Raw genomic sequence first — 15,447 nt, forward strand, 5'->3', positions numbered from 1 at the left:
CGCCTCACTTCTCATCTCTAATTTTCAGTAACGCTTCATCCAATGCTCCAACCACCTTGTCACACCATGCATCAAATTCGGGATCTTCGGTCTGCAATTCAGGATGTGCAAGAATATATTCTATGGTACTCCGGATTCCTTGATCAGCCCGAATGGTTGCCACAAATTCCGGAACAAGCCTTTTTAATTTACTGTTATCAAATACAACCGTATTCGCCTTGTCTCCCAGCAGACCGCCGCGAAGATCCTGATCACTGCACGCCGCCAAAAACTCGGAAGATACATGCACCGCATGAAGCTTGACACCAAGCACTCCTGCAATAATTTCATAGATCTGATTCCAGGTTACTGACTCATCTGAGGTAATATGTACCGATTCACCAATCGCGTGAATATTGCCCATAAGGCCAATAAATCCTTTGGCAAAATCACGGTTATGCGTTATGGTCCAGAGAGATGTGCCATCTCCATGAATGAGTACGGGTTTATTTTCACGTATGCGCTTGAGGACCTGCCAGCTTCCCTCTGCTCCATGTACACCGAGAGGTACAGAACGTTCACTATACGTATGACTTGGACGCACAATGGTGACCGGAAATCCTTCTTCACGATACTGTTTCATCAAATAGTCTTCACAGGCAATTTTGTTGCGCGAATATTCCCAATACGGATTGGATAATGGCGTACCTTCCGTGATCCGATAGTCAGCAAGTGGTGTCTGATAGGCAGATGCCGAACTGATAAATATAAACTGCTTTGTTTTATCTTTGAACAAACGGTAATCTCTCTCCAGCTGTGAAGGTACAAACGCGATAAAGTCTGCGACAACATCGAACTCCAGGTCGGCAATCAGCTCCGCAACCCGTGCTTCATCGTTAATATCGGCTTGCAGCACTTTGATTTGCGCAGGCAAATTATCATTTTGATTTCCTCGGTTGATCAAATAAAGTTCGCAGCCTTGCTTCGCAAGCTGATCGGTAATTGCTGTACTGATGGTACCTGTTCCTCCAATAAAAAGCGCTTTCATATTTGGCCACCTCCAGATGAAATTGATCACTAGTCCATGATATCATGCACACAAAAGAGGAGCAAAGATTCATTGAAGAATCTTTGCTCCTATCCATTATATGACCTTAATTGTTCCGTAAATCATGTACATACCGCAGTGAATTTCATATTCACCAGGTTGGACATCCTTGTCAACAGTGTAATAGTTGTTTCCTTTTTGCATATAAAGATCCATGCCCAGCTTGTCAGCCGCTACCGATTTAACATGCGTAACCTTGCGGGTAAGGATAAAGTTAATTTTGGTTGGAACCCCGGATTTAACTTCAATAACATTAGGTTCAAAGCCGTCGTTGCTTACATTCACATCAATAACTTCATATCCCTTCAAGTCTTCTGCCGTCTCGACTTTGGCCGTTACGGCACTTCCTGAGCCTGGGGACATATCCTTGCCCATAAAATACACCATAAACGATCCAAGCAGCACAACTACAACAAGACCCAGCGTTAGCCAAGGCCACATTTTTTTGATCCAGCTGTTCATCTCAACGCTCCTCTGTCTATGTTCCCATTCTATTAATACTCTTCTTTAGCATACCCCATCCAGTTAAAATTGAAAATGACTCGAATGGGCCATATCGATGGTACGTTACTTAGCCCAATAAATATATTCATCCAAAAAGAGCCTGAATCACTCAGGCTCTTTCAGCTATAGCTATTGTCTTGATCGTTCTATCTATTCACCAATCAGGAATATATAGGTGTATTTCGACTTCGTCTCATTCGTAACTTATAGATCTCTGGCAGCGCTACACCAATCAGCACTATGATAACCCCGATCCATTGCAAGGCGCTCACATGCTCGTGAAGCACAATGGATGAGAGCAGGACTGCGATTGGGAGCTCAACCGCTCCAAGAATTCCGGCCATGTCGCCACCAATATGAGGCACACCTACTGCGAACAGTACGGGTGGGATAAAAGCTCCGAAGAAGCCCAGTAACAATCCGAAAACAAGCAACTGGCTCCAAATTAATCCGTTAAACAGGAATGTCGGTGGGAACAGGATGCACAGCAAGACCAGACCCCCGGTAACCATCCAGGCACTGCGAAAAGCCGGATGTGCCGTTGGAACCGCTTTTCCACTAAACAGTACAAACAGGGAGTAACTTACAGCCGCCATTAAGCCAAGCGCTATGCCCAAGCCGTTAAACTCTCCGAGTCCTTGTTCCAGAAAACCAGCTGCCAGCAATGTTCCACCGAACAGGATAATCAAAGTCAGGAATGTTACCTTGTCAGGACGCTGACGTTTGCTCACCGCCTGAATCAATACGCTAATCCACGTAAATTGGAACAAAAGAATAATGGCCAATGACGCGGGAATATACCGCAAAGACTGATAATAGACAAGACCGGTAATTACCGTTGGAGTCCCTGCAGCCATCAATAGCAAACGCTGCTTCCACGTTAATTTCTGAAGCGCTTTTGCCACGGCTGCTGATGGTTTTCCATCGGCCTGTGATTTTCGTTTCATTCTAAACTTCGAGTATAATGCCAGCATCCAGGACAGAATGAAGCCCGTGATCAGCTGTGTGCCCACGACCTCTCCAAGTTTGTACCCTTCGCCGTAAGCCAGAACCACAATTGTGGATAATATGCCATAGCTCATCGCTCCAGCGAGAACGGACAGATAATATTTCATTGTAAGTAAACCTCCTGATGATCGAAAAATGCGTCCGCATGTTTGATCCATGCCAAGGTCACAGACACCATCCAAATGCAAAAAATCCTAACTACGAGCAAGGAATACAATGATTCCCTGGCATCGTAGTTAGGAAGTATAGGCTTCCCGTAGAGACCCTCGCCCTGTGTACACTTTCGGCCTGCGAGGTTATACGAAATGAAATATGCATTTGTTGTTTGCGGTTCGTGTGTGACGACTTTTCATATATTACATGGGAGGTGAGGTGGTGTCAACCCTGATTCACAATTTAAATTTCTTTAATTCAAATTAAAGACAAAACACATGCGTTATTGCGTCATTTCACAGATGAAGAATCCCATGTTAACGTTTGCTGTAATCCTTCTTTGAGCCCATTTAAATCCAATCCATCCACTGCAAAGGCCACTCGGATCAATGGAGGAGACACAAATTCATCATATTTACCAAGATACGGTGCTTCATCTTCTGAAAGCAACGCAGATGCGTCTTCTGCTGCTCGACACTCACTCATGATCTCGGCCAAAAGTGTGCGACCATCCACTTTGCCTGACACGACAAAATAATAAGGCTCCATAGGTACAACAGATCGCAAGGCTAGCTTGTCAGACAAGTTGTGCTTCATTAAACGTTCGAGTGTGCGGAAAGACTTGCTTCCCACCCAAGGTAATACATACAAGGAATCTCCTCCTGCTGGAATGACAACCTGCTTCAATAATCCACTTTCACGCGCAAGTCGACGGGCGCGCTCCAAACGATTTACCGCTTGCGGAGATAGATACGGATATATCACTGTGTCTGACAGTACTTCTCGCATTTTCTGGACGACCGTCGTATGAATGTCCCCACCCGCACCAAGCCATAACGTATCCACTTTGCCTTTGGCCGCCTTGACATACACGGATTTATGCTTGTGATCCACCTCTTCCACTTTCCACAGCTTTCCGGCAAGGGAGAAACAGTATCCAGGTGGCGGCACGGTTGTAATCGACCCGATCTCCTCGGAACCGTTCAGCACTTTGTGCTCTTCATCATCTTTGAACACCGCGTAAAAGCGATAGTTATTGACGGTTTTCTCACCCGTAAGCCCGATAATTAATGTCCGATCTTCTGTCCATTGCAGATGATCAGTCTCAATCAAATAATTCAGAAAAACCTGATATTGATCTGCACGAATCTGCGCGAATGGTGCGAGTGAAAGGATAGCCTCAGCCAGTTCTTTGGGTTCAGCCTCCCCCATGCTTTTCAGCATGCTCATCGTCTGATGATAGAGCACACCCATAGGCATCTTACGAGCCTCAAGCGGTTCAACCCACTTGGTCTTAACATACAATTCAATCACAGCAATCGCCCTCATCAGTGTCCATGGCATTCGAGCAGGCAATTGGGCTTCCTCATCCTCTTCTTCCGGACATACAAATAACATTTCGGAAGCCATATCCTCGCGCCTGCCTGATCGTCCAAGACGCTGTACAAAGCTTGATGCGCTATACGGTGCTCCAAGCTGCACAACCCGCTCCAGCTCACCCAGGTCAATGCCCAGTTCCAACGTTACGGTAGCCGCAGCAACTGCTGGCCCTGACCCGGTTCGCAAGGCTGCTTCGGTCTCTTCTCTCAACATGGCGGAAATACTCCCATGATGAACATGGAATACGTCCCGCTCCTGTCTCCGTGCGGCGACACGTCGCATCTCAAGTATAGTAACTTCGGCATCCGTCCGGCTATTGGTGAATATTAAAGCTTTTTTGCGATGTGTACTCTCATAGATGAAGTCGTAATAGACTTTACGTGCGTTATGCAGATGTTCCGCCTGTTCTTCATCCCGTGCATCCGGAAACGAAAAATGCTCCACTCGCAGACGCAACTTGCGACCACCGGGGGAAGAAACCACCTCCACCCCCTTGTTAGTTCCAGCAGCGAGCCAGGCTGTAGCCGCATTATAATCACTTAATGTTGCGGATAATCCGACTCTTCGCGGTTTACATCCAGCCATACGCTCAATTCGTGCCAGTTCACTCAATACCTGAATACCTCGATCCGCTCCCATGAATGCATGAACCTCGTCAATAATGACATACCGCAGATCATGAAATAACGCCGGAATGGCATTGGGACGATTCATCAGCAGACCTTCAAGCGATTCAGGCGTAATCTGAAGCACACCGGAGGGACTTCGCATGAGACGTGTTTTCTCTGCCTGAGGCACATCTCCATGCCAGTGCCATACCGGAATATTCCCCTCGGACAGCAGATCCTTTAGTCGCTCGAATTGGTCATTAATCAGTGCCTTAAGCGGCCCGATGTACAAGATGCCCACGGATTTGGAGGGCCGTTCATACAGCTCGGTCAGTGCTGGAAAAAAAGCCGCCTCCGTCTTGCCGGAGGCTGTGCCTGCCGCAATCAGCATATGATGCGGGGTATGAAAGCAAATATTGCAAGCTTCAATCTGGGCAGGCCGAAGTGATTCCCATCTTTTTTTATAAATAAATTCCTGTACAAAAGGGGCCAGTCGATAGAAAGGGTTCTCACTCATAATTCAAACTCCGCCAGAAAATCATCCAGATCATCCGGAGATGATGAATCCGTTCCTTTTCCTGCTTCCGGCGGTTTAACTGCTCGCTCACCAAGCAATTGAGCATAGGTCACTTCGGGATTCTGATGGAGCGTGTGCAGCACATCCATGAAGTCCCGCACCACTTCACGTGTAGTCAGTAACTCATCCGCACCGAGCCGGTTAACCGCTGTTTGCATAAAATCAACTAAATCCTCATCCGTCAGACTTGCACTATACCCAAAATGCAGGGCATGAATCTGACGCAGCTTCTGCAGCAGAATCAAAATCTCTTCATGGGATAACATCGTAAGTTTCAGGATCGGTCCGGTATAATTCGCATATTCTCTTGCTGCATAGCGACCATCAATAAGTCTGGAGCGAAGCGCTTCATAACTAAAGAGTCCGCGTCTTTCATCCTCCACAAATTGTGGTGTGCCGCCTACAAAAATACCCAGGTGTTCTGCTTTGCCCTGCATCGTATCATTGAACATGGTAAGCAGCTTCTCGTAGTTGCTTTGCCGGGAGATGCTGTTTGTAATTTTATAAAGATTCACCGCTTCATCTATAAACAACAGCAATCCTTTATAACCGATCCGTGCCGTAAATTCGGACCATAATTTGAAGTAGTCATACCAGTTATCATCGTCAATGATGACGCCGACAGCCAGCTCTTTCTTGGCTTCCGTTTTGGTTGCGAATTCGCCTCTCAACCAGCGCAGCGCAGCCTGTTTGCGGTCATCATCCTCCAATTTATAGCCGTTCCAGTACGAAGCCAGCACTTTGGCAAAATCAAATCCATGCACCAAATTCTGCATTTCGTTTGTCACCGCATAGATCTGCTTCTCAACTTCAGCAGGAAGAGCCGGATCATCCGGGCGCAACCCCTGACTCTGCATCGCTTGTTGCTGAAGACCGGCAATCCATTTCTGCAAAATCGGTTCCAGTGCCCCGCCATCCGGTCGTGTACGAGTAGACAGACGAGTCATCAGCTCACGATATGTTGCGAGCCCCTGACCTTTGGTTCCCACCAGTCTGCGCTCAGGTGACAAGTCGGCGTCCGCCACAACGAATTCGCGATCCATCGCATAGTTACGAATCATCTGCAACAGAAAGCTTTTCCCGCTTCCATACCTTCCTGTAATCAGCTTAAAAGCTGCCCCGCCTTCTGCAATATTGTCCATATCCCGCAAGATCGCGTCCACTTCAGATTTCCGACCAACAGCAATCTGCTCCAGTCCGATTCGTGGCACAACGCCTGCGGTCAACGAATTCACTAGTGCGGTAGTCAGCCGCTTCGGTATTTTAAGTTCTGCCACTGCCCAATCACCTCTTCACATGTTCAAACACATTGATATAATCGAAAACTAGGCGATCACCATCAATCAGTAGATCACCAATCGTTTCCATAGCCATATCATTCATTTCATCCAACAGGAGTGCAGGCATCGTTCCGTATTGCTCAGCCACCCGCATCAGGTCCGTATGCGGGTTAACACCAAGCAAGGCATAAATTGCCTGTACATGCTGCGGAGACAGCATTTCAGAGAACTGCAACCACTCTTCATCCAAATCAGCAGAAAAATTCGCCTCCCATTGTAATGATAATGGCTCGCTAATCCCGCTTTCATGAACTCCGTAAGTTTTAAGCGCTCCCTCAAAGCCCACCTCCGGTTTTTCAGACTCCTCAGCTCTTTCAGTGTCATCCGTTGAATTTTGAATCGTTATAGGAGCTTGGCTGCTCGCATTGTTCGCATCCTCATCTTCGGAGGTACGATTTTCCTCGATCATGAGTGCTCTGCGCACATATTCACTTTCCTGCTGCAGCGATGCAAGTTTCTCCGCATCAATGCGGACTATCGGTTGCTCTACTACTGGCATTTGCTCGACTGCAAAGGCTTTGTCCAGGTAACGTTCAATCACATTTGCAAGCTCAGGTTCAAGGGTCTTTCCACGAAGTCGCCCTCGGAAACCGAGCAGTTCACGGCATTTATTTTCCGTGCATCGAAAAACCCGGGTTACAAACTGGACAAAATCTGCATGCTCTCCAATCGGAACATATGTTATTCGAACCGATTTTCCATAAATGGAGTCGTCATATACGGCCTTTCGAAACAACGTACGTTCGATCGTCCTTTCATGATTTAGCTCAAACTGATTCAATATGCCGACCTTGCGTGTACGCATCAGATAAGAATCAACCAAAGCCATGACTCGGGGAATGTACTGTTCCAAAATTTCTTTGCCGCCGTCCCTGTAAAATTTGCTGAGCGTAATGTCGTAGTCATAATATCGTTGTAACAGCTTCAGCGAGATATCCGATATATTGCTGCTTAACAGCCGGTGCAATTCCTTATCCAAAATCTCCGGTGTAAGATAGCCACTCGAAAGCTCCACCATCTCGGATAATGACATGTTCAACTCATGTACGAGATCATAATCAATAATCCATTCCTGCATGTATACATCCAACTGCGGAAGCCGTTCACGATAGTTGATCCATAGCTCTTTTAATTGGTCGTAACCTTCCTGTGGTTCCTGCCAACCAATTCCGTTGATCAGCTCATAAATATGAACAAACAGATAAGACAGATCCGTATCAGGGAACCGTCCTTGCCGGACTTCAGTCCTCCAATACATATACCAATGGCGCTGGGGTTCGTTCATTACACCATAAGTCGGCCAATAACTCATAAAAGGAACCCAGGGAGCCTGTTCCCCTTCCACTTCCATGAGTTGCCTTGCTTCCTCCACAAACCTTTTCTCCGAAGACAATATGCCGCCAGGTAATCTTATATCAAAATCAGCACGGACAATCGTTGAACGATCAGGAACCGGGACTGCCGCTGTGATAGGCTCTTCGCTCAGATCGATTTCCATAAACTCCAGTTGTCTTGAATCCTCTTTCATTTGATTCCGTTTCACCGTCCTCCACCTGCGAATACGAACAAGTGTATCCATATCCATTATTATAACACTTGTCCTGGGCCTGCGGTTATGAAAATAATACTTTGCGTTTGAATAGAAAAAAGAAAGGCATTTAAACTGATATCCAGTTTAAATGCCTTCCCTCTATACCATTTTGCTGCACCCTTTACAGTAAGGCTAGTAAAACCTCGTATCAAACCATGATAGCCCGATTTTTCCCGTCACTTTTGGCCTGAGCAAGGGCCTGACTAGCTTTCTCAACCAAATTCGACATCATTAGCGTCTCTTCAGGAACCATTACCGCACCGCCAACGCTAACAGTGACCACTTCACTTGGACTGGACAGATCCCTCTGAATTTGAAGTGCAAGCACATGTTGTCTAATTTCTTCGGCAAGCTCCGCTGAACGTTCCGACGTTGCATTCTTTAGTTTCAGCATGAAGGTTCCTCCCCGAAGGCGTGAGATGATGGCATCATTCTGCTCACTGACAACGGTCAGTACTTCTCCAATCCACTGCAGGCACAGATCCCCACCTTGAAGTCCATAAGATGCATTATATGAACGGAAATCGTCGATATCTATAATTATCAGTCCCAAGCTGCATTTCTCCTGCAAACATTCATTCCAATCATCCTGAAGCTGGGCTTGGAATATGGTCTGAAGCGGCATGTCTGTTAACGGATCTGTGTTGAGATAGTTCTGGAGCTGACTGGTTGTCTCTGTATAATGATCCTGATCGTGATGGGATGACCTGCTGTTCAGAAGCACCATCACTGACGGTTTGCCTGTATGTGTAACAGAAGCCAGTGTAATCTCAAACAATAGGGACGTACCCGTTGCTGTGGTGAAATATGCCTGGTTGGTAAACATACGCATATGATTAAGTTTCAGTTCCTCGAGATTTTGCTGCAAAATTGTTTTCGTCTTATCAGGCACAAATTCCCTGAAATCCTTGCCGATGAGAGATTTGGAATTTTCATAACCAAGCAGTTCGGCTGCCTTGTTATTGCAATAAATGATGAACCCGTCCGTCAACGTAAAAAAGGCTACCGGTGAAAATTCCATCAACTGCAAATAGCGCTGCTCATTTTGTCGTAAAATACGTGCATTTTGCAACGCTTGCTCTTCCGCCTGAACGAGCTGGTTTTCCGTCTGACGACGCACGATGGTTTTGAGCAATGGCAGCACATTCAGTTCCTTCGTTGTCCACGGATAAGAGGTAGACTGGACGACCTCTCTCCATTTTTCGAAGGATTTCCGGGGAGAGAGACGCATGCCATCATCGGTTCTGATCACCGCTTTGGCTGGATCACCTGCCCAATCCACAAGCTGAACCACTTCAGGCCGGAACCAGATGATATAATGATGCTGCCCAGGGGATATGGCAACATAAACAATACCCGATGCTTTTTCCTTGTAGGCTTTAGCAGGATCATACTCCAAACTCAGCTTGGAGGTGTGATAACTGTAATCTTCCGACTTGCCCGCCAGCCATGCAGCCAATTCCCGTACTTGCTCTTTTGCTGGCGTATCGCCATATAGCAGCAGCTTATCCTGATAACAGATCGCAGCTCCCGAAGCATCCATAAGACTCAGTAAGGTCTGCTCTTCGCCCTGCAATTCTTCAATAATCCTCGCTGGACTTGTATTCCCAATAAAAATATTAGCAATTTGGGTAGCCGCTTCACGTGACCTGATCTCAGCCTGATATTCATCCAGCTGCTGCCGTTGAAACAGTTCACTTGAGAAGAAGGAGCCCAGGAAGTTACACAAGTTACGAATACGATGGGGTATATATCTGGCTGAATAGTGATGACATGTAATCAGGCCCCACAGTTGGTTGTCATGGATCAGTGAGATGGTTACGGTCGCACCAACACCCATGTTCTGTAAATACTCAATGTGCAAAGGAGATACACTCCGCAGAACCGACAAGCTCAGATTAAGCGGTTTGCCCGTTAAAGGTTGAAGCAGGGGAACGATCTCGACAGGTGTATAATTCACGTTCACGATGGTGCGCAACCAATTTCGCAGGTACAATTCCCTTGCCTGTTTGGGAATATCTGACGCAGGATAATGATGGCCGAGAAACGGTTCGAGCTCTTCCTCGCGTGCTTCTGCAATGACCTTCCCATTCCATTGTTCGTCAAATTCATAGATCATGACCCGATCATAACCTAGCATTTCTTTCACTTGTTCGGCTGCAATCTGACTCGCTTCCACCCGATTATCAGTACTTTTAAGCCGGCTGAAGAAGCTGGAAATCCACTCAAAATCATTAACTTCAATATTTCCTTTCTCATAGGAAGGCTCCATTTCCAAAATTAACAGGCCTTCACTTTCATGAATGACAGAAGTGAAGACCTGAGCATGTCCGGAAACGGTAACCGTGAGATCCATATATTGCAGGTCTGATGTTACAGATGCACTGAAGGTGCGTGCCAGTACCTGCCTTGTATTATCCTTGCCAATTAGATGTTCGAGTGGAAGGCCCAGCACCTCTTGCGTAGTAAGACCGAGATGTTCCTCCGTATTTTGGCTGCATTGTACAATAGTCGGTATATTGTTGGTGCTCACAGCCAAGAGCACACCATGAGGTTGAATGAAGCCGGGGATATGAATAGGTTCTTTGTCGCAATTGTTTAGATCAATTGGATCATTGGTGTACGTACCCTGATTGAGCAATGTACGGTTAAGCAAATTATTTTCTTTCTTGGACTTCGATTCGGGCATAGCCTGAAAAATCCCCTCTCATGATGTGATAACTCTTATTCTCAACTTACAACTGATCTGTATCTGTATTGATCCATTCGTCAAGTAATCGGAACGTTTCCGAGGCCGTGTGCACCATGATGTCGTGATCTTCTTCCGCTGTGATGGATTGACGCAGTAGTTCCGTGAACTCCGCCCATCTCGTTCTGGTTTCCGTACCATAGGCATTAAAATATTCCAGCCCCCGATCTGCATCAATCGGCAAGAACTGTGACAAACGTTTGGTCATGATCTGACCTCCGTTCGTAGATCCTTCAATGACGTATAAATAACCGAACAACCTTGCTGGTGTCGAGATATCCGGAAGATCCTTACATAAAGGAACCTGGCTGATTTCCTCTTCACTGGCGCCAAGATTCCGCAGATCATTTTCAAGCAAGTTCGCTTTTCCTCTGATCCCGATATCCAGTCCCGTGCTTTCCCAGAAAGGCTGCTGTACGGCTTGATCTTCCAATGGTTTCAGGAACCCGTAAAATTTCTCCAGATATTTCTTATACTCTCCCAAGCTAACGGTTTGATTCATAATAGCCTTGGCATAATCGTTTTGTTCCACTTGTCTGTGATAATGAGCTGTCTCACTCTTCAGACGTTCCATAATGGTACTGGCTGTCATGTAATCATCGCCCTTCTATGTCGGATCTCTTCATCAGAATTAAGACTTATACTTAACTGTATGTTCAATGTAGGTTTGAATGGATACTCCATTTCATCTAGATAAAGATTCTATGTAAGTATACTTTTTCTTGTACGAGAAAACTATATGAATCCACCAAAGTCCATATCTATAATGCTGTTCATCCATCAACATGATAAACTGGGCATATCCTGTTCTTGGAGGTATGAAGCAGATGAATATAACCATTCAACACATTATAGATCACCTTACTGCCAAAGTTGAACTTCCAGAAACCACCGTGGATCAACTGATTACGGGTTCTCCCAACCAAACGATCACAGGCGTTTTTGTAACTTTTATGCCTACACAACATGTGATTGAGCATGCCATACAGCGTGGGGCTAATCTGATTATCGCTCATGAACCTCCCTTCTATAATCATCATAGCCATACCGATTGGCTGGCTGATGATCCAGTTTATGAAACCAAGAGAAAGCTAATCGAGAACGGTGGAATTGCGATCTATCGCTGCCATGATGCAATTCACCGCTTTCACCCGGATGGCATTACGGAGGGATTGGTTCAGGCATTAGGATGGTCCCCTTATGTGGTACAGCGTAAACCGGAAGCTGACATTCTGTCCTTTCCGGAAGAAATGACAGTTCAGCTTATTGCGGAACATATTAAACGTTCGCTTGGGATCGAATATGTACGCCTAGCTGGTGATCCAAAGATGACATGCAGACGAGCAGCAGTGCTTGTTGGTTTTCGAGGCAACGGCAATCTGACCATTCCTTTACTTCAACAGGAAGAGTTGGATCTGATTATCGCAGGTGAAGGATTCGAATGGGAGACACCGGAGTACATACGAGATGCTGTGCAGCAAGGAAAACAAAAGGCAGTTCTTATGATCGGTCATGCCGAGAGTGAAGCTGTCGGGATGAAGCTTTTGTCAGAAAGATTGGCTACAGCTTTCCCGGAATTGCCTGTTCATTTTATTGGTGAGCAACCGGTGTTTCAAGTATTGTGATCTTCAGAATGACGAGCCATCCTGGGTTCTGACTGGATTTTGCGGAGGGTTTATTGTACTCTAAATGCTATGACTTCTGAGCTGAGGACATTTGTCCTTGGCTTTTTGAGTGGATATATCATTTAATAGAAATCGAAGAAGTAATGACGCGACAAGGAGAGTACAACCATGAGAGGAATTATTTTTGCAATATTAGGCGGTGCATGCATTACCCTGCAAGGGGTTGCCAATACCCGAATCAGTACGGACATGGGAACCTGGCAAGCCGCAACCATTACCCAACTCACCGGGTTCATTCTGGCGGCTCTGATCCTTGTATTCGTGCGGGACATCAACCTGCAAGGATTGAAGCAAGTCAAGCCCATGTACTTGGCAGGAGGCGCGTTTGGTGCAGTAATTATTTTTAGCGAAGTCACGGCTATCCAGCAAATTGGGGTAACTTTTACGATCTCCGCCCTGTTGATTGCACAGCTGTTCCTGACCTTTCTGGTCGACAGTAACGGATGGTTTGGTGTTGTGAAGCAGAAAATGAAACTACCGCAATTTCTGGGTATAGCATTAATGGTTACGGGCGTCATTATTATGAAGCTGTAACTGGTCGAGTATAAAGTCGGGGGTGAAATACATTTATGGAAGAGTTTCAGAATGAGCATCAATTATTGCACTATTTAAAACAATATCAGCTCGAATCGGTATTTCACGAGCCCCTGCGTCCGCATATGACGTTATGCCACTTCGAGAAGTGCGAATTAATCTGCCGTGAAGGCGAAACATCCGAATATTTATATATACTGGTCGAGGGGAAAGTCAAAATCTTCACGACCTCACCACAGGATAAAACACTCGTTCTTTGCTTCAAAACACCGCTTGAAGTGGTTGGTGATATCGAGTACGTTCGGGAGAGTAACATCGTGAACACGGTACAGGCGGTCTCACCTGTCGTGATGCTGCGCATTCATTATCAATGGTTAGCTGAACTTGCCAGCGATTACGCACCCCTGTTGAAATTTCTGCTCCAAATTATATCCCATAAGTTTTACATTGATTCGAACTTCTCCAACTTCAACCTGATGTATCCGGTCGAGGTTCGATTAGCCAGCTATTTGCTCTCCATCTCTACCGAAGAAGCGGGGACTGTTGTCCACGAAGAACTGGACGCCTTTAATTTGACAGATATCGCGAATCTGATCGGTACGAGTTATCGGCATTTGAATCGGGTGATTCAGAAGCTGTGTGCAGATGGATTAATCATGCGGGATCAGGGCTTTATTATGGTCAAAGATCGGGCAGGTCTGGCAGAAGTGGCGGGTCACAACATCTATGAATAAGGAGATCTCTATCCTATGATCATTACAGGTATTTTGCTAGCGTTACTGGCAGGTTCTCTTGTCAGTCTGCAGACCATCTTTAATAGTAAGGTAAATGAACGTACCGGCTCGTGGTCCACAACAACGATGGTGCTGTTCACCGGGTTTATTGCTTCGTTTCTGATTTCTCTAATGGTGGAGGGCAAAAATACGTTTAGCTTCCAACATATGCAGCCCTGGTACTGGCTTAGTGGAGCCATCGGTGTTGGGGTGGTCTTCTGTCTCGTTCAGGGGATGAAGCTGCTCGGTCCCACCTTTGCGATCTCCATCGTACTTACATCCCAGTTAAGTTTCGCCTTGCTGTTTGATTCCATGGGATGGCTTGGACTGGAGCAGATCCCATTCTCGTGGAACCAGCTTCTGGGCGTTCTTGTCATCGTTGGCGGTATTGTGTTATTCAAGTTTGGCGGTAGCAAATCGGCAAAATCGAAAAAATCTCCTGGTGCATTGCAATCCGATTCATAGGAGAACAATAAAAAGAGTGTCTGTCCAATCCGTAGATTGGCTAGACACTCTTTTTGGCAATCAAACCACGTATCGTTTAGTTCGCTTAAACGAACTCTACGTTGTGGTACACTTGCTGAACATCTTCAAGGTCTTCAAGCGCATCGATCAGTTTCTCGAACTGGGCTTGTGCATCCTCTGGAAGTTCAATATGATTTTGCGCAAGCATCGTCAGCTCGGCTACTGTGAACTCAGTAACACCGGCAGCTTTAAATGCTTCCTGTACAGCGTGGAATTGATCCGGTTCTGCATATACGATCACAGCATCGTCTTCGTCCACGATATCACGTACATCCACATCTGCTTCAAGCAGAAGTTCCAGTACTTCCTCGGAGTTTTTGCCTTCTACCCCGATTACCGCTGTAGGATCAAACATATAAGCAACCGATCCGCTCACACCCATATTACCCGCGTTTTTGTTAAAAGCAGAGCGTACTTCGGGTGCAGTACGGTTCACATTATTCGTGAGGGCATCCACGATAACCATGGCACCATTGGGCCCGAATCCTTCATAACGCAACTCTTCATAATTTTCGTCCCCGCTGCCTTTTGCCTTTTCCATGGCACGGTCAATAATGGCTTTGGGTACGTTATACGTTTTGGCACGTTCCAGCACGACTTTCAGTGCGCGGTTCGCTTCCGGGTCCGGTTCGCCCTTCTTGGCAGCTACATAAATCTCAACGCCGAATTTAGCATAGACCCGGCTGGTATTTGCATCTTTTGAAGCTTTTTTTTCTTTAATATTATTCCACTTACGACCCATATCGTTTCCGCTCACTTTCAACATATAATCTGCTTTCTACCTAGTCATTATATCTTGTTGGGCGTACTTCAACAAGTTTAGACTCACGAAAAAATGGTAAAAGGCAAGTCGATCTCACCTTGCCACGTTCAGAAATCCCAAAGGGAAACGATCCAAAAACGCCAAAGAAGCAATTCCCTAGGGAATGCTTC

The 15,447-nt window shown here is 46.1% G+C and carries 13 protein-coding genes; 4 read left to right on the top strand and 9 right to left on the bottom strand.

Annotated elements, in window-relative coordinates; translation table 11 throughout:
- Positions 1–4: 4 nt before the first annotated feature.
- The 8 genes from HW560_RS24790 to HW560_RS24825 all read right to left on the bottom strand — a co-directional run bounded on the left by HW560_RS24790 (position 5) and on the right by HW560_RS24825 (position 11,589).
- Entirely contained in the window at positions 5–1,027 is a 1,023-nt protein-coding gene (locus HW560_RS24790; protein ID WP_090897073.1) for an SDR family oxidoreductase, read from the bottom strand.
- A gap of 96 nt (positions 1,028–1,123) precedes the next feature.
- Positions 1,124–1,549 carry a cupredoxin domain-containing protein gene (locus HW560_RS24795; protein WP_090897070.1) on the bottom strand — a complete coding sequence of 142 codons (426 nt, stop codon included), beginning with the start codon at positions 1,547–1,549 and terminating at the stop codon, positions 1,124–1,126.
- Positions 1,550–1,752: 203 nt separating this feature from the next.
- Entirely contained in the window at positions 1,753–2,706 is a 954-nt protein-coding gene (locus tag HW560_RS24800; protein ID WP_090897067.1) for an EamA family transporter, read from the bottom strand.
- Between the two features lie 337 nt (positions 2,707–3,043).
- Positions 3,044–5,257: a DEAD/DEAH box helicase gene (locus HW560_RS24805; protein WP_179265019.1), complete on the bottom strand. Its 2,214-nt coding sequence runs from the start codon at positions 5,255–5,257 to the stop codon at positions 3,044–3,046.
- Positions 5,254–6,594 carry an ATP-binding protein gene (locus HW560_RS24810; protein WP_179265020.1) on the bottom strand — a complete coding sequence of 447 codons (1,341 nt, stop codon included), beginning with the start codon at positions 6,592–6,594 and terminating at the stop codon, positions 5,254–5,256. Before HW560_RS24810 ends, HW560_RS24805 begins: the two co-directional genes overlap by 4 nt.
- 7 nt (positions 6,595–6,601) lie before the next feature.
- The gene (locus tag HW560_RS24815) at positions 6,602–8,200 is read right to left on the bottom strand and encodes a TerB N-terminal domain-containing protein (protein WP_179265021.1); all 1,599 of its coding nucleotides are present in this window, start codon (positions 8,198–8,200) and stop codon (positions 6,602–6,604) included.
- A gap of 196 nt (positions 8,201–8,396) precedes the next feature.
- Positions 8,397–10,937 carry a diguanylate cyclase domain-containing protein gene (locus HW560_RS24820; protein WP_179265022.1) on the bottom strand — a complete coding sequence of 847 codons (2,541 nt, stop codon included), beginning with the start codon at positions 10,935–10,937 and terminating at the stop codon, positions 8,397–8,399.
- Between the two features lie 46 nt (positions 10,938–10,983).
- A complete protein-coding gene (locus HW560_RS24825; protein ID WP_179265023.1) occupies positions 10,984–11,589 on the bottom strand; it encodes a biliverdin-producing heme oxygenase in 606 nt (201 codons plus the stop codon).
- Positions 11,590–11,824: 235 nt separating this feature from the next.
- Here HW560_RS24825 and HW560_RS24830 point away from each other — a divergent pair, with 235 nt between their 5' ends.
- The 4 genes from HW560_RS24830 (at position 11,825) to HW560_RS24845 (ending at position 14,454) form a co-directional block, all read left to right on the top strand.
- Entirely contained in the window at positions 11,825–12,622 is a 798-nt protein-coding gene (locus tag HW560_RS24830) for a Nif3-like dinuclear metal center hexameric protein (RefSeq protein WP_179265024.1), read from the top strand.
- A gap of 168 nt (positions 12,623–12,790) precedes the next feature.
- Positions 12,791–13,216, top strand: a complete 426-nt coding sequence (locus HW560_RS24835; RefSeq protein ID WP_179265025.1) for a DMT family transporter — start codon at positions 12,791–12,793, stop codon at positions 13,214–13,216.
- A 35-nt stretch (positions 13,217–13,251) separates the two neighbouring features.
- On the top strand, positions 13,252–13,950 hold the full coding sequence (locus tag HW560_RS24840; RefSeq protein ID WP_179265026.1) for a Crp/Fnr family transcriptional regulator: 699 nt from the start codon (positions 13,252–13,254) through the stop codon (positions 13,948–13,950).
- 18 nt (positions 13,951–13,968) lie between these two features.
- Positions 13,969–14,454, top strand: coding sequence for a DMT family transporter (locus HW560_RS24845; RefSeq protein ID WP_076291148.1), 486 nt, complete (start codon positions 13,969–13,971; stop codon positions 14,452–14,454).
- Between the two features lie 85 nt (positions 14,455–14,539).
- Here the strand turns inward: HW560_RS24845 and HW560_RS24850 are convergent, their stop codons facing one another.
- On the bottom strand, positions 14,540–15,256 hold the full coding sequence (locus tag HW560_RS24850; protein WP_064640900.1) for a YebC/PmpR family DNA-binding transcriptional regulator: 717 nt from the start codon (positions 15,254–15,256) through the stop codon (positions 14,540–14,542).
- Between the last annotated feature and the right edge of the window lie 191 nt (positions 15,257–15,447).

Origin of the sequence: Paenibacillus sp. E222 (assembly GCF_013401555.1) — a bacterium.
Classification (GTDB): Bacteria; Bacillota; Bacilli; order Paenibacillales; family Paenibacillaceae; genus Paenibacillus.